The sequence below is a fragment of the Arthrobacter sp. DNA4 genome (assembly GCF_024362385.1).
Lineage (GTDB): Bacteria > Actinomycetota > Actinomycetes > Actinomycetales > Micrococcaceae > Arthrobacter.
The window spans coordinates 4395937-4410950 of the sequence record NZ_CP101466.1 but is presented as its reverse complement, the minus strand read 5'-3'; the positions used below and the strand labels follow the sequence as shown (position 1 = coordinate 4410950).

15 protein-coding genes are annotated in these 15014 nt (G+C 66.6%); 5 read left to right on the top strand and 10 right to left on the bottom strand.

The features are described 5' to 3' along the window. Positions 1 to 29: 29 nt before the first annotated feature. The 4 genes from NMQ03_RS20390 to NMQ03_RS20375 form a co-directional block, all read right to left on the bottom strand. Complete coding sequence (locus tag NMQ03_RS20390) at positions 30 to 818, bottom strand: aspartate/glutamate racemase family protein (protein WP_255173720.1); 789 nt, start codon at positions 816 to 818, stop codon at positions 30 to 32. After that, a complete protein-coding gene (locus NMQ03_RS20385) occupies positions 815 to 1498 on the bottom strand; it encodes a GntR family transcriptional regulator (RefSeq protein ID WP_255173719.1) in 684 nt (227 codons plus the stop codon). The genes NMQ03_RS20390 and NMQ03_RS20385 overlap by 4 nt, the downstream gene beginning before the upstream one ends. A 78-nt stretch (positions 1499 to 1576) precedes the next feature. Continuing rightward, on the bottom strand, positions 1577 to 2935 hold the full coding sequence (locus NMQ03_RS20380) for an MFS transporter (RefSeq protein ID WP_255173718.1): 1359 nt from the start codon (positions 2933 to 2935) through the stop codon (positions 1577 to 1579). 251 nt (positions 2936 to 3186) lie between these two features. Beyond that, complete coding sequence (locus tag NMQ03_RS20375) at positions 3187 to 4023, bottom strand: amino acid-binding protein (protein WP_255173717.1); 837 nt, start codon at positions 4021 to 4023, stop codon at positions 3187 to 3189. A 158-nt stretch (positions 4024 to 4181) separates the two neighbouring features. Here NMQ03_RS20375 and NMQ03_RS20370 point away from each other — a divergent pair, with 158 nt between their 5' ends. The 3 genes from NMQ03_RS20370 to NMQ03_RS20360 all read left to right on the top strand — a co-directional run bounded on the left by NMQ03_RS20370 (position 4182) and on the right by NMQ03_RS20360 (position 7436). Beyond that, positions 4182 to 5258 (top strand): FUSC family protein, encoded by a 1077-nt coding sequence (locus tag NMQ03_RS20370; RefSeq protein ID WP_255175687.1) that lies wholly within the window; start codon positions 4182 to 4184, stop codon positions 5256 to 5258. A gap of 109 nt (positions 5259 to 5367) precedes the next feature. Next, entirely contained in the window at positions 5368 to 6111 is a 744-nt protein-coding gene (locus NMQ03_RS20365; protein ID WP_255173716.1) for an IclR family transcriptional regulator, read from the top strand. A gap of 137 nt (positions 6112 to 6248) precedes the next feature. Then, positions 6249 to 7436, top strand: a complete 1188-nt coding sequence (locus NMQ03_RS20360; protein WP_255173715.1) for a 4-hydroxybenzoate 3-monooxygenase — start codon at positions 6249 to 6251, stop codon at positions 7434 to 7436. A gap of 40 nt (positions 7437 to 7476) precedes the next feature. Here NMQ03_RS20360 and NMQ03_RS20355 read toward each other — a convergent pair whose 3' ends face one another. Continuing rightward, positions 7477 to 8016: a TetR/AcrR family transcriptional regulator gene (locus NMQ03_RS20355; protein WP_255173714.1), complete on the bottom strand. Its 540-nt coding sequence runs from the start codon at positions 8014 to 8016 to the stop codon at positions 7477 to 7479. A gap of 57 nt (positions 8017 to 8073) precedes the next feature. Between NMQ03_RS20355 and NMQ03_RS20350 the strand changes: the two genes are divergently transcribed. Next, on the top strand, positions 8074 to 9141 hold the full coding sequence (locus tag NMQ03_RS20350) for an FAD-dependent monooxygenase (protein ID WP_255173713.1): 1068 nt from the start codon (positions 8074 to 8076) through the stop codon (positions 9139 to 9141). Here the strand turns inward: NMQ03_RS20350 and NMQ03_RS20345 are convergent, their stop codons facing one another. The 5 genes from NMQ03_RS20345 to NMQ03_RS20325 all read right to left on the bottom strand — a co-directional run bounded on the left by NMQ03_RS20345 (position 9142) and on the right by NMQ03_RS20325 (position 14327). Further along, complete coding sequence (locus NMQ03_RS20345) at positions 9142 to 10965, bottom strand: iron ABC transporter permease (protein WP_255173712.1); 1824 nt, start codon at positions 10963 to 10965, stop codon at positions 9142 to 9144. Then, entirely contained in the window at positions 10962 to 12026 is a 1065-nt protein-coding gene (locus NMQ03_RS20340) for an ABC transporter ATP-binding protein (RefSeq protein ID WP_255173711.1), read from the bottom strand. Before NMQ03_RS20340 ends, NMQ03_RS20345 begins: the two co-directional genes overlap by 4 nt. Before the next feature lie 48 nt (positions 12027 to 12074). After that, positions 12075 to 13151 (bottom strand): extracellular solute-binding protein, encoded by a 1077-nt coding sequence (locus NMQ03_RS20335; RefSeq protein WP_255173710.1) that lies wholly within the window; start codon positions 13149 to 13151, stop codon positions 12075 to 12077. A gap of 184 nt (positions 13152 to 13335) precedes the next feature. Then, positions 13336 to 13770, bottom strand: a complete 435-nt coding sequence (locus tag NMQ03_RS20330; RefSeq protein WP_255173709.1) for an acyl-CoA thioesterase — start codon at positions 13768 to 13770, stop codon at positions 13336 to 13338. Positions 13771 to 13823: 53 nt separating this feature from the next. Then, positions 13824 to 14327 (bottom strand): GNAT family N-acetyltransferase, encoded by a 504-nt coding sequence (locus NMQ03_RS20325; protein WP_255173708.1) that lies wholly within the window; start codon positions 14325 to 14327, stop codon positions 13824 to 13826. 155 nt (positions 14328 to 14482) lie between these two features. Between NMQ03_RS20325 and NMQ03_RS20320 the strand changes: the two genes are divergently transcribed. Further along, the gene (locus NMQ03_RS20320; protein ID WP_255173707.1) at positions 14483 to 14998 is read left to right on the top strand and encodes a MarR family winged helix-turn-helix transcriptional regulator; all 516 of its coding nucleotides are present in this window, start codon (positions 14483 to 14485) and stop codon (positions 14996 to 14998) included. Positions 14999 to 15014 lie beyond the last annotated feature (16 nt).

Genomic DNA, 15014 nt, shown 5'->3' with positions numbered 1-15014 from the left:
GGTGTCCTCCTTGGAGTGGTGAAGTCTGTTTAGGTGGCGGGCTGCGGGGTGCCGGCGTGCTCCTGGCGGGCGGCGAGGGCCGCGTCCAGGTTGCCGGAGAGGCCTTTGCGGTCCTTGGCCGGGGGCGGGGCGAAGGCGCCGGCGCGGTGGGTTCCGGACTGCAGTGCAGCTACGGCTTCGGCCATGCGGATGCCGGCGGAAATGCCGTCAACCACGGGGACGGGAATCTGTCCGTTGAGTTCCCGGGCAAGCCCGGCCAGCGGGGCGCCGGCGAGGATCACGACGTCGGCACCGTCCTCGGCCACGGCCTGCCGGCCCAGTGCCAGCAGGGTTTCCCTGAAGTCCTGCTGGACGGAAGCGATGCTGGTCAGGGAGTCGTTGATGGAGCGGATGGAAGCCAGCCGGCCGGAGAGGCCGAACCGCTCCACGCACTCGCGGTACCAGGGCCTGATCCGGTCTGAGATGGCGATGATGGAAAAACGGTGGCCCTGCAGGGCGGCTGCGCACAGGGCCGCTTCGGTGATGCCGATGACGGGGACGTCCGCGAGTTCCTTGAGGGCAGGCATGCCCGGATCCCCGAAGGCTGCCACCACCACCGCATCCACCGGGTCTGCTCCGGGGCGGGTGTGTTCGGCGATGATTTCGGCCACCGCTCCGGCGGCGATGAGGGATTCGAAGCGGGTCTCGATGTATTCGACGCCGTGGGCGGCCGTCCGGACCAGCAGTTCAGTGCCGTGGGAGGCGGATCGGAGCGCCTCGGATTCGATCAGCGCCGTGACATCTGCACTGATGTTGGGGTTGATGACCAGGAGTTTCATTTTCTCTTCCGGTGGAATTCTGGTTCGGTCTTCTGGAAGTCCTCAGGGAACTTGTCCCGGTACTTTCCAATGTGGGAGGCGGACTGGGCGGCTGCCCTGTCCGGATCGCCGCTGGCGATGGCGGCATAGAGTTCGCGGTGTTCGCGGATGAGCTCGGGCAGGTCGCTGACGTGCCGGAACAGCCAGTGCATGCGGCCCTGAAGGGGTTCCAGGGCGGACTTGAGGAAGTTGTTGTCGGCGATGGCGGTGATGGCGTCATGGAATTCGCTGTTGGCGCGGTGTGCCTCCATCACCGCCCCCTTGGCCAGGAACGCCTCCGCGTTGTCCAGCAGCCGCTTGAGGTAGGAGAGGTCGTCCCTGGTGGCCCGCTTGGCGGCGAGCCTGCAGGCCAACACCTCCAGGGACTGGCGGACGTCGAACAGGTCCTCCACGTCCTTGGGGCTAAGGCTGCTGACTTCTGCCCCGCGTGCGCCGCGGTCGCTGATGAGGCCTTCCTGGCGCAGCATGCGCAGTGCCTCGCGCACCGGCAGCCGGGATACGGAGAATTCGGCTGCCAGGTCGCGTTCCACCAACCGCGTGCCGGGAGCGTAGTGTCCTTCGAAAATCCGGGTGCGGAGGGTGTCCCGGACAGTCTCGCGGAGGGGGCGGTCCTTGTCCTGGGTCTCTTCTGCGGTCAGCATGGTGCTCCATTCGGATTTTGTACGGCACGGCTCCCGGCTGCGGGGGCGTCGGTTGCAAGTTTCCCTGCGAGGGTCAGCTTAGACAGGAAGCCGCTTGTTGTAGTTCAGGGTGAGCACTGATGCGCCCATGATCACGGCGGAACCCACGAAGTACAGCAGCGCCCAGGTGTAGGAGCCGGTGGCGCCCACGATCAGGCCGACGACGATGGGGGTGACAAAGCCGGAGATGTTGCCGCTGAGGTTCATGGCCCCGCCCAGGACGCCGGCGTTGGTGCGGCCGCCCAGGATGGAGGGGATGCTCCAGAACAGGCCCACCCAGCGCAGGAAGAACAGGACCACGGAGAGCAGGACCACGGCGGTGGTGGCGTCCGGGACAACGGTCACGCCCACCAGCCCCGCCACGACGATGGCGCTGGAGATGCCCAGGAGGGTCCGCATCACCATGTTCGCGGAGGCGCCCGAGGCGCGCCACTTGTCGGCGATGGTGCCGCCGATGATCTCGCCGACGAACCCGGCGCCGAAGATCACCAGGGTGGACCAGCCGATGGTCTTCAGGTCGAAGCCCTTGGCCTGCGCCAGGTACAGCGGGCCCCAGGTCAGCAGGCCATAGAACACGCCGTTGAATCCCAGCCAGCCCAGGCACATGGCCCAGAAGGAGCGGAACTTGAGGTAGGGGAGCAGGCCTCGCTTGCCCTTGCTGCCGTCCATGGCTGCTTCGGCGTCCTCGGCAGCGTGGGAGGCTTCGATGTAGGAGGCCTCGGCATCATTGACGCCGCGGTGCTGGCGGGGGTTGTCCCGGACGTACCACCAGACGGCCAGGCCCATGAGGACGGTGGCGGCGCCGGCGATGACGAAGGACCAGCGCCAGCTGCCGGTGGAGGCGATGAGGCCGGCGATGATGATGCCGCCCAGCCCTGCTCCCAAGGGTGCGCCGGCGTCAAGGATGGTCGCGCCGCGGCCTCGTTCGGACTTGTGCATCCAGATTGCGTTGAGCTTTCCGCCGGCAGGCATCACGCCGGCTTCGGTCACGCCGATTCCAAGCCGGGCGATGAACATGCTCAGGAAGCCGCCGGCCATGCCGGACGCCGCTGTCGCAGCACCCCAGCCGATGCAGGAAGCGGTCATGACCTTGCGGGGACCGAATTTGTCGATCAGCCAGCCCACGGGAACCTGCATCAGGGCGTAGGTCCAGAAGAAAGCGGACAACAGCAGGCCCACCAACTCCGGAGCGAGGTTGAATTCCTTTTGGATGATGGGCAGCGCGACAGAAATGGAGCCGCGGTCGATGTAGTTGACGGAAACCAGAACGAGCAGGAGCAGGAACATTTTCCAGCGGACGGAGGTGCGCCGTTGCGTTCCGCCCTTTCCGGATTGTTCGGCGGTTTGGGGTGCGGCCTCGTCGGACGTGGCCGTTGTTTCGGTGTTTGGGATGGACACAGCTTCTCCTTCACAGGGAAGTTTACGGATGGGGAGGGTTCGAAAAGATGCGTGGTGCGTCGCGGGCAGGAGGGGGCCGGCCCGCGGAGGGAGCAGCCGCTGGACGATCCGGAGCGTGGAGCGGGAGCTTTTTTGGGATCCCAATTTGGGATCCCAAAATCAAAGGTAGAAGTGACTCCCGCCACTGTCAAGGGTTTGAGTGGTCCGAAGGGCCCGGATGGCCTGCAAACGGATTGTGACTGCCCGTGGACCTAGGCGCGGGAGTCCTCGCGCCGATGGGACAGGATCTCGGCAAGCTCCGCCAACCGGTGCGCCCGGGCTGATTCGGCCGGAGTGAACGGCTCGCCCGGCCGGGAAAAGGTGATGGGGCCATGCCATGCCGTGGGGATCTTAAGCCGGGTGCCGTCGTCGGCCGCTTTGGTGCCGGCGTCCGACGGCGGCACAATCGTTGCGTGCAGCAGCTCGGCCACCGCCAGGGGCAGTTCCTCCGGGGCAGCCGCGATCCTCGAGGCAAGGCTCAGTGCCCTGGTCTGCCCGTCGGCCATGGCAAGCGCGGTGGTGGGCCAAACGTGCGAACGGCTCCCGCCGCCGTCGGAGAGCGCTGCCAGCAACTCCCGCTCGCCCACGGTGCCCGGAGCCGAGAGCACGAACTCGTCCAGAACCCCTCCCGGCACCGGGTGGACGTGGATGCCAAGGATGTTCGTATCCAGCCGGGACAGCGCCCGCGTCACCCGCTGCAGCGACCCGGGCTGGTCCTGGAGCATCGTCCGCGCCCGCCACAGCGCCGGGGCCGCGGCCAGCCGGTTGCGGTGCCGCAGCGCCGGGGCATGCAGCCAGCCCCGCAGGATCCGGGCGGCGGACGGCTCAGCCACCCAGATCACCAGGACCGTGGCGGTGAGGGTCAGCACCAGCACCTTCGCCACATAGGGGAGGTGGGTCTCCACCACCAGCGCATGGACCAGGAGCTCGATGGGCAGCATCGCGGCCACGTTCGCCAGGGTCAGCCGCGCCTTGGGCGGTTCCGGCATCCGGCCGCAGACTTCGCAGCTCAGGTCAGCGGCAGGTGTGTTGTGCGGAGGGCGCTTCATGACTCAAGCATCACGGGGCGTTGTTTCCGCCGCATTGCCTCCCGATTCCGTTCATGGGAACGTACCGGGCGGTGCCGGGGGTCCGGGCCGTAGGATTTACCAGGAACGTCAGCGCGGCCGCCACCCCGGAATCCACCCCCAAGGAAGGCGCTGCCCCCGTGAAGATGCTTGCTGAGATGTTCAGCATCGCCCCCGGCAACAAGGACCACCACCCGGCACTGAGGTGCGCCGTCGGCGTCTTCGTACCCCTGATCACCCTGGTGCTGCTGGGCCGGCTGGACCTGGCAATCTTCGCGTCGTTCGGTGCCTTCACCGGAATCTACGGCCGCGGGGAGCCGCACGCCGTCCGTTTTGTCCTGCAGCTGCGGGCGGGGCTGCTGATGCTGCTGGTGATCCTCCTCGCCGCGCTCGCCGCCCGGATAGGTCCTGCCTGGGGCCTGGATGCCGCCGCGCACACCTGGCTGCTGGTCCTGGCCACCACCCTGGTGGCCGGCGGCTGCTCGGTGGCGATCTCCTGGCTGCGGCTGCGCCCGGCGGGATCGCTTTTCCACATCTTCGCCTTTGCCGCCATCGCGTCCATTCCCAACCAGCCGCCGCTGTGGCAGGGCATGCTGGTCGCGGTCCTCACCACGGTGTTCGCCCTGCTCATTGGCTTCTCCTCCCGGATTCTTCCCAGCCACCGCACCCCCTGGACCAGGCCTCCCCGCATCCGGCGGACCCCGGCAGAGAAGCGGACGGCGTGGCTTGAGGGTTTCGGCTACCTGGTGGCGGCAGGCCTGGCCGGCTCGTTGGCCACGTGGGCAGGCGGCCGCCTCGGCTTCGGCCACAACTACTGGGCCATGGTGGCCGCCGTGGTTCCGCTGGTGGGGCACACCACCAGGCACCGGGTGCGCCGCGGCATCCAAAGGATCATCGGCACCGTGCTGGGCCTGCTGGTCCTGGCGGCCGTCCTGCTGGTGGGCCTGCAGCCCTGGCAGACGGTGCTGGTGATGGCGCTCTGCCAGTTCGGCGCGGAGATGTTCATCATCCGCCAGTACCTTGTGGCCCAGGTGTTCGTGACGCCCCTGGCGCTGGTGTCCACGCTCCTGGTGGTCCCCGCCTCGGCATCCATCCTGCTGCGGGACCGCATCATCGAGACCGTCATTGGCGCCGTCGTCGGCATTGCCGTCGTGCTCGCCCCCGGCGCGTGGCGTCGCCTGCGGCGCAGGCCGGATCACGGCCCGACGGCGGCCTGACCGCCGTCCGGGAAAGCGCCCGGGGTGCGCCCGGCCTTTCGTTGGACCCGCCTTTCGTTCGCCCAGCGCGGTACGCTGGACTTCCCATTCAACGGAAGGGCGTGCGGACGTGGCGAACTCAAGCTCGGGCGATTCGGTGGTGGACCGGATTGTGCGGCTGATCTCCGCCTTCCCCCAGGACGTCACGGACCTCCGGTTGTCGGAGCTTGCCGAGCGTGCAGGCCTTCCACTGACCACCACGCACAGGCTGGTGGGCCAGCTCGCCGGCCATGGCCTGCTGGAGACTGCCCCCGGCGGCATGGTCCGCCCCGGCCTCCGGCTCTGGGAGCTGGTGAACCGTGCCGCCCCGGCGCTGGCGCTGCGCCAGGCGGCCATGCCCTTCATGGAGGACATCCAGCAGGTCCTGAACCAAAACGTGAACCTGGCGGTACTGGACGGCTGGGAGGCGCTCTTCGTGGAGCGGCTCTCCCGGCGCGGCTCGGTGGCCAACCGCGCCCAGGTGGCAGGCCGGATGCCCATCCATATCTCGTCCGCCGGGCTGGCGCTCATGGCCCACCAGGACAAGGCCCTGCAGCATGAGTACCTCGGCCAGTTCCACGACCCGTACGGAAAGCTGACTGCCGATGACGTGCGCGCGCTGCTCGCCGATACGTCGCACCAGGGCTTCGCGCAGCTGAAGGGCGTGGTGGATCCGGACACCTGGGGCATAGCCGTGCCTGTCCTTACCCGCCGCCAGCGCGCGGTGGCGTCCATCGGCGTCGTGGTTCCGCTGCGCGAAATGCGGCTGCAGGCGCTGGTTCCGGCGCTGCAGACGGCCGCCCGCGGCATTGCCCGGGGCCTGGCGGAAGCCTGACCCGGTCACCTCCACACCCCTGCCCGGATCCGTTCAACGGAATGCCTGTAACGCCGGTCACCCGTCCTGGCGCACACTGAACCCAGGCAACCATTCCGGCCCTTTCCCGGGCCCCCGCAACGAAGCGAGACAAAGCCATGGCACGAAAAATCATCACCACCCAGGTAGCCATCATGGGAGGCGGTCCGGCAGGGCTGATGCTCTCCCATCTGCTGGCCAAGGCAGGCATCGAATCCACGGTGGTCGAGATCCGCAGCCACGAGGAAATCTCCCACACCGTGCGCGCCGGCATCCTGGAGCACGGAACCGTCAACCTGCTGGTGGACAGCGGCGTCTCGGACCGGGTGCTGCGCGACGGCGACCGGCATGACGGCATCGAGCTGCGCTTCAACAACGAGAGCCACCGCATCGACTTCAAGGATCTCGTGGGCGAATCCGTGTGGCTGTACCCGCAAACGGACGTCTTCCTGGACCTCGCCGCGCGCAGGAAGGACGACGGCGGCGATGTCCGCTACAGCGTCACCGACACCACCGTCCACGACCTGGAGGGCAAGCCGAAGGTCTGGTTCACCGATGCCGACGGCGTCGAGTTCGAGATCCAGGCCGACTTCCTGGTCGGCGCCGACGGCTCGCGCAGCCACTGCCGGTTCCAGATCCCCGAGGCCCACCGCAAGTGGTACTTCCATGAGTACCCCTTCGCCTGGTTCGGCATCCTGGCCGAGGCACCGCGCAGCTCCGACGAACTCATCTACGCCAACTCGGCCAACGGCTTCGCCCTGATCAGCCAGCGTACGGAAACTGTGCAGCGGATGTACTTCCAGTGCGACCCCAAGGAGAACGTGGCGGAATGGGATGACGACCGGATCTGGGCCGAATTCCGCAGCCGCGTCAACGGCAACGGCTTCGAGCTTAAAGAGGGTCCGGTCCTGGAAAAGATGGTCCTGCCGTTCCGCAGCTTCGTCCACACCCCGATGCGCCACGGCAACCTGTTCCTGACCGGCGACGCCGCCCACACCGTGCCGCCCACCGGTGCCAAGGGCCTCAACCTGGCCATCAACGACGTCAAGTTCCTCTTCGAGGGGCTGGACAGCCACTACAACTCCGGCTCGGACCGGCTCCTGGACACGTACAGCGACCGCGCCCTGGACAGGGTGTGGAAGGCCCAGCAGTTCTCCTACTGGATGACCACCATGCTGCACACCCCGGCCGACGCGGACGACTTCTCCCGCGCCCGCCAGCTCGGCGAACTGAACTCCGTGGTCTCCTCCCGCCATGGCAGGGCCTACCTGGCTGAGGCTTACACGGGCTGGCCCGCCTCCTCCTAGGGCATTTGGAGAAGGACGACGCCGGCCGGCTGGGTGAGGCTCAATTGCCCACCAGCCGCCGGACGGCCGCCGCGATGGCCTTGGGGTCGGGGTCTTCATCCCGGCGCACGGTGAGCAGGTGCAGCAGTACCCCGTCGCCGTAGTCCGCCACATCCCGTGCCCGCGCCCGCGCGTCCGGCACTCCCAGCCCGGCAAGGGCCTGTTCCAGGCCTCCCACCAGCTGGAAGTGACCGGCCGTCACGGAGTCCGGCTTGTCCAGGGAAAGTGCCAGCCGGGCCCGGGTCAGGCCGGCGTGACGGCCGGCAAGCATCACCACCATGGAGGCGAGCTGGCCTGCCAGTTCACCCACGTCCTTGGGCGGACCGGCAGGCCCCCGTTCCCGGAGGAGGGCGGCGTCCAGTTCCAGAAGCCGGTCCAGGGCGGCGTCAACCAGGGCTGCGCGGTTCCGGTAGTAGTTGGACGTGGTGCCTTCCGAGAGGCCTGCGGCGGTGTCCACGGCCCGGTGGGTGAGCCCCTTCATGCCCTTGTCCGCCACCACGGCCAGGGCGGCATCGAGCAACTGGGTACGTCGGTCCGGCATGCGTTCAGTGTAATCGGGCCCCTTCCGGTTCACTACAAAAGTAGTAAAATGAGGCGCATGGAAACGATCACGATTGTTGGCGGCGGCATTGCCGGGCTGGCCCTTGCTGCGGCGTTGGACCCCAACCGCTTCCGCGTGACGGTGCACGAGAAACGGCCGGAACTGCCCACCGTCGGCAACGCCCTCGGCATGTGGCCCAACGCCCAACGCGCCCTGGCCCGGCTGGGAATACTGGACCAGGCGCGGGCCGTGAGCCCGGTGCTGGGGAGCGGATCGGTCCGGAACGCCCAGGGTGAACCGTGGATCACCGTCGATGCCGGGGAGATGTTCGGCATTTCCCGGATCGACCTGGTCCGGCTGTTGGATGGCGCCGTGCCCGCCGCCGTTCGCCGGATCACCGACACCGTGCAGTCAGTCCCCGCGGACGGCAGCCTCGTCGTGGGCGCCGACGGCGTCCACAGCATGGTTCGCCGTGCGGGATGGGGCAGCGCCACCGAGGCCCGCCTGACGCCTTACCTTGCCCTCCGGGGAACCCTCCCGACGCCGGTCGCTCCGGACGAGGTGGGCGAGTACTGGGGCCGCGGCGACCTGTTCGGCATGGCCGCCGCCCGGGGCGGGTCCTTCTGGTACGCCAGTTACCGGTCAGGACTGGGCCCCTACGGAATTGATGTTCCGTCAGCCCTGGAACAGGCCCGGGAGCGCTTTGCGGACCACGCACCTGCCATCCGTCGCGCCCTCGCCACAGCCACGCCGGAGGAATGCCTCGTCCAGCGCCTGTGGACAGTGCCGCATCTGCGCTCCTACGTCAGCGGCCGGATGGTGCTCATCGGCGATGCCGCGCACGCCATGATGCCCACCCTTGGCCGCGGCGCCTGCGAATCGCTGGTGGACGCCGTGACACTGGCCGACCTCCTCAACAACGCGCCTGACGGCCAGGACCAGGACCAGGCGCTGAGTGCCTACAACCGGCAGCGGAGGCTCCGCACCCGCGCCGTGAGCGTGGCCTCCTCGGCACTCGGACGAGTCGCCCTGGCAGACCGTGCCCAGCCGCTGCGTGACCGCATGCTCAACCTGGCCCGACGGCGGAACGCACGGACCGCCGTCGGGAGCGGTTCGGAGAGATAGTCAGCGGACGGCAGCTGCCGGGCGCGTGGCGTCGTCCTCACCCGGCGCCTGGGCGCCGGGAAGTCCGGCGCCGGAGACCTGCGGGCCGGCCGGAGCTGCGGGCAGTTGCTTCCTGTTCTTCCGCCGCCCGGACCTGCCGTACACGAGATACATCGTCACCCCGGTGATGACCATGAGGAGCACCGTGTAGACGAAGGTGTTCGCGATCCCCTCGGTGCCTTCGGCCCCGTCGGTGTTGGCTTTGATCACCAGGCCCAGCGGTTGCACCAGCGGATGGGCCAGGAAGATCGCCGTGTCGTAGTCGTCCAGCAGGCTGTTGAAGTTCAGGGCCGTGATGGCTGCTGCCGCCGGGAGTACCAGCGGCAGGAGGATGCGCCGGAAGACATACAGCGTCTTGGCGCCCATGATGGCGGCGGCCTCTTCCAGGGAAGAGTTGACGGCGGCAAAGGACGCCTTGAGCATCCGGAGCGTGAACGGGATCTTTACCGTGACGAAGGCGATGAGCAGGATCACCGTTGTTCCGGTGAGGACGGCGCCGCCCACCAGAGGATTGGGGTGGTCGTAGCTGACGATCAGTCCCAGGGCCAGCAGCGCGGAGGGCAGGATCCACGGGATGTGCAGCAGGTACTCGAAGGCTGAGGCCACCCAGTTTTTGTACTTCTGCAGCAGCCGCGCCACGAAGAGCAGGCCGCCCACGGCGATGACCGCCGCCAGTGCGCTGTACACCACACTGACGATGAACGGCCGCAGCCCGGACTGTTGGGTGAGGACGCGGACGTAGTTGTCCAGCGTCAGGTTGGAAAACGAGAGCTGTCCGGTCTGGATGGCCGCGCCGTCGGCAAACGAATAAAGCACGATCAGCACCACGGGAAGCGTGTAGACGGCAAAGAGGAGATAGGCCACGGCGTGCACGGCCACGTTGGCCACGGGGTTGGCAATGTCCTGCTTCTGCAGCTCGGAAGACACCTTTGACACCGAAAAGTAGGTGCCGCCCTTCTCCAGCCGGGACATCACGGCGAGCATCACCATGGTGGCCAGGCCAAGGATCACGGCCAGCAGCGCCGCCAGGTCACGCGAGGTGGGGCTGTTGGTGAACGTCAGGATCATCGGTGTGATGGTCTGGAAATCACGGCCGCCCAGCACCTGCGGGGCGCTCAGGGCGCCCAGGCCGGTGAGGAAGGACAGGATGGTGACGGCGAACAGCGTGGGCTTGAGCATCGGCAGGACGATGCGCCGCAGGATGGTCCATGTGGAGGCGCCAAGGTTCCGCGCGGCCTCGATGGTCTGGTAGTCGATGCCTTTGAGGGCATTGGCAACGAACAGCATGTGGTTGGTGGTGGTGGCAAAGGTCATGACCGCCAGCACGGCAAAGAACCCGGAAAACCAGCCGGGATCCATTCCGGGGAAAACCCGGACCAGCAGCGACGTGACGATGCCTTTGTCCCCGTAGATGAATTTGTACCCCGCCGCCAGCACGATGCCGCCGTAAATGAAGGTGGAGGCGTAGCCCAGGAACAGGATCCTCGAGCCGCGGATCCTGAAGTATTGCGTCACCAGGACGATGAAGACGCCCACCAGGTTGACGGTGACGGACAGCGCCACGGCCAGCAGGAAGCTGTTGCCCAGTGCCTTCATGGCCCGCTGGGAGGAGAACAGCTTCTCCGCGGCGCGCCCCGAAAAGCTGCCGTCGGGGAAGAACGTGGCCATCAGGATGTTCACGTTGGGCCACACCAGGAACGCGGTTATGAACCAGGTGAGGATGACCCCCACCACCAGGACGAAAGGGGAGCGGGCCATGCTGCGCACCGCGTTGGTGCTGCTCATGGCAGGGCGACCGCCTGGTCCTGTGCAAGGGCGGCGCCTGTTCCCGGATGGTACTGGAGGATGTGCCCGGGCTGGACGTAGACCGTTGTAGCCGTGCCGGCCTCAGGGTGTGCGGCGCCGTCTTCCCGGACCAGGAGGCGGATGTCCGCGCCATGGCTGCGGACCACATACCGGCTGTGCAGGCCGTGGTAGGTCCGGGAGACCACGGTGGCGGCAAGCCCGACGGCGGTGCCCCCGTCCGCGGGCCGGTCCAGGGAGGCCTTTTCCACGCGCAGGTAGGACTTGGCATCCGTGCTGAGGCCGGCACCGGAGAGCCGGTTGACCTCCGCCACGAAGTCCGGCGTCAGGGCTGAGCTGTCACCAATGAAGTTGCAGACGAACTCCGTAGCGGCATGGTCGTAGATTTCCTGGGGCGTCCCAACCTGTTCCACCACCCCCTTGTTGAAGACCGCCACCCGGTCACTCATGGCAAGGGCCTCGTCCTGGTCGTGGGTGACGTACACGGTGGTGATGCCGAATTCGCTCTGCAGGTCCTTGAGCTGCTGGCGCAGCTGGTGCCGGAGCTTGGCGTCGAGGTTGGACAGTGGCTCGTCCAGCAGCAGGATCTTGGGCCGCAGCACCAGGGCGCGGGCAACAGCCACGCGCTGCTGCTGGCCGCCGGACAGCTCGGCCACGTTCTTCGCCAGCTGCTCGTCGCTGAGTTCCACGCGCCGTGCAATGTCCCGCACCAGGCGGTCGCTGTCGGCAGGTTTTTCCTTCCGGACCCGGAGCCCGAAGGCGATGTTCTCCCATACGCTCATGCTCGGGAACAGCGCATAGTTCTGGAACACCATGCCCACCTGCCGCTTGTCGCTTGGAAGGCGGGTCACGTCCTTCCCGTCCACCCGGACGGTACCCCTGGTAAGCTGGATGAAGCCGGCCAGGGTGCGCAGCGCCGTCGTCTTTCCACAGCCGGAGGGCCCCAGCAGGGTGAAGAATTCGCCCGGTTGGACATGCAGGTCCAGATGCGGAATGGCGGTGAAACCGCCAAAGGTAACTTCAATGTCTTCCAAGCGGATCATGGCAACCCTGTCTGATGGAACGCGGGAACGGCGGCTGGCAGTGCGGGGTTACGTCATGTACTCGAGTTCGATCTTCTCCACCCAGGCGCCCATGTTCTTCTGGACGAAGTCCCAGTCGATGTCCTGCTGCTTAAGGCCGGCAAAGAAGTCCACCACCTCGGGATTGGCCTTTGCCTGGGCGGCCTTGTTGACCGGCATGGAGTTGAACTTCTGCGCGAATTCACCCTGGACGTCTCCGCTGCCGAACCAGTCGATGAACTTCTGCGCCTGCTCCTTCTTCTTGGTTCCCTTCACCAGGGCGATCTGCTCCACGGCAAGGGGGACCCCCACAGAAGGGATGACCGTGTCCACGTTCACTTTGAAGGACTTTTCGCGGTCGGCAATGATCGAGGACGGCATCTGGCCCATGTCCACTTCGCCGGAGGCGATGCGGGCAAACAGGTCGGTTTTGGCCACTGCGGGGCTGCCGTTCTTGAAGTACTGCTCAACCTGCTTCCATCCGTCGTCGGAGATCCCCAGATCCCCGGAGTCGTCCCGGTACCGGGAGAGGATGCCGGCGAAAACCAGCTGCGCCGTGGCCGTGCCCAGGCCGGTGACCCGCTCGTAGCGGCTCTTGAACTCATCCTTGGTCCACAAGTCCGTCCAGTCCTTTGGTGCGGCGTCCTTGCTGATCTTGTCCGAGTTGTAGCCCAGGAGGATCGCCTGCTTCACCAGGGGCCAGTAGGTCTCGCCGTCGCCCAGGCCCTTGTCCACATCGCCGGCCCATGCGGGCTGGTAGGCCTCCAGCGCGCCTTCGTTCTTGACCTGCGAGAAGTACATGTTGTTCAGGCCGAAGGCGACGTCGGCGATGGGGTTGTTCTTCTCCGCAATGAGCTTGTTGGTGGCATCGGCGCCCCCGGCCCCCACGATTTCGATCTTGAATCCGGCCTCGGCCGCCTTGGCGGCCAACCAGTCGCCCCGGCCTTCGCCGTTGGAGTTGGTGTAGATCACCAGGGTGTCCCCGGAGGCTCCTGCCGGAGCGCCGGAGGCCTCACCGGTCGAAGCCGGCGGGGTGGAAGCCCCGCCGCAGCCGGCGAGCAGGGTGGCGGCAACGGCGGCGGCAACCAAAGTCTTCAATGTACGCACGATCAGGACTCATTTCTGGACTGGAATCGGAGCATGTCCGCACAGCCTATAGCCGGGCATGACGAAAAACGGGCTGTTATAGCTATCGATTCGATAAACAGCCCGGCTGCTCACTTTGGACCAGTTGGTGAAACGGCTGGGGCCCTCGGCGTAAACCCGGGGAAAACCTTTGTCGTGGGCGGCGTCAGTCCTTGACGGCGGTCCCGCTGAGGTGGTGGGTGGGGATCCTGTCCCTGTCGTAGGTGATTTCCGTGTAGCCGTGCGGCTCGGGCTTCCCGTCCTGGTTCAGGTTCACGAAAACGATCTCCTCGATGGTGAGGATGCTTTGCCGGGTGATCATGTTGCGGACCTCGGCACGCATCGTCAGCGAGGTCCGGCCAAACCGCGTGGCTGTCAGTCCCATTTCGATCAGGTCGCCCTGGACCGCGGAGCTGACGAAGTTGATCTCCGAAATGTACTTGGTGACTGCGCGGCCGTTTCCCAGCTGGAGGATGGCGTAGATGGCGGCTTCTTCGTCAATCCATTTCAGCAGGCTGCCGCCAAAGAGGGTCCCGTTGGCGTTGAGGTCCTCAGGCCGGACCCATTTGCGGGTCCGGAAGGTGATGTCTGCTGTTTCCATAGGCCGAGGTTACCCAAGCTGCTGCCCGCGATCCGAGTGTGACGGAGCTGGTGCTAGGCCATGGCGGTCTGGGCGGCGCTGTGGGCGTTGATGCGCTTGGCGTAGCAGTGCGAGTGCTCCACGCCGATGTAGGGCCCGAAGTTCGGGATGGATTCGAATCCGGAATTCTCGTAGAAGTTCCGGCCGTCAGGCTGCGCCGATCCGGCTTCGGCCTTGATCCTGGTGATGCCCTGGCTGAACGCTTCGGCTTCCAGTGCCGCGAGGATGGAGCTGGCGACGCCGGAGCCCCGGGTGTAGGGCAGCACGTAGAGCCGCTTGATTTCGGCGGTTGTTCCATCCAGGAGCCGGAGCCCACCGCAGCCCACCGGTTGCCCCGATCCTTTGTCGTAGGCCACCAGGAAGACAGCGCAGTCTGCGCCCGACGGCGGCGGCCCGGGCTCGTGGTCGGGCCGGCCAAAGCGGGCGTCGAGTTCGGCCTGCTGCGCGCGGCGAAGGTCCGCGCCAACGGGATTGGACCAGGAGACCTGCCGGATGTTGAGCCTGGGGTTGGTCTGCATATCTTCCTCGATTCGCCGGAGGGGTATGCCTGATAAGGCTAGGCGCGGGGAGTTACGCAGGTGTTTCCTGGCGGTTAGCACCGGGATAACGCCTCCGGCGGCCGGGAAAGGAAGTTACTTGGCGGTCTAGTTACCAGTTGGTCTAAAATGATGCCATGGCTTCTATGGGCAACGAGGGATCCGGCTACTGGTACGGACCCGACGGGCAACTGGACTACAGTGCGGCGGTACTGAAGGCGCTCCGGGACTACCGGGCGGCCGAGACCGAAATCCGCCGCAGCACCAGGGATTCCATGGGCATGGGCGAGACGGACATCCTTGCCCTGCGGTACCTGCTGAGGGTCCAGGCGTCTGGCAAGCAGGTTGTCCCCAAGGATCTCAGCCGGTTCCTCAATATTACTAGCGCTTCCACCACCTCGCTGATTGACCGCCTCGTAGCCAGCGGGCATGTCCGCCGGGAGGCGCACCCCTCCGACCGCCGCTCCGTGGTGGTGGTCCCCACCGGGGAGTCGGACAAGGAGGTCCGGGAGACCCTCGGTGCCATGCATCGCCGGATGATGGTGGTTGCTGAAGGCCTGACCGCAGAGGAGGCCCGGACTGTGGTCGACTTCCTCCAGCGCATGACCGAATCGCTCCAGGCGGGCGAAGGCGCGGAATTAAAAGTTCACTAGCCTGACTAGCTAGTTC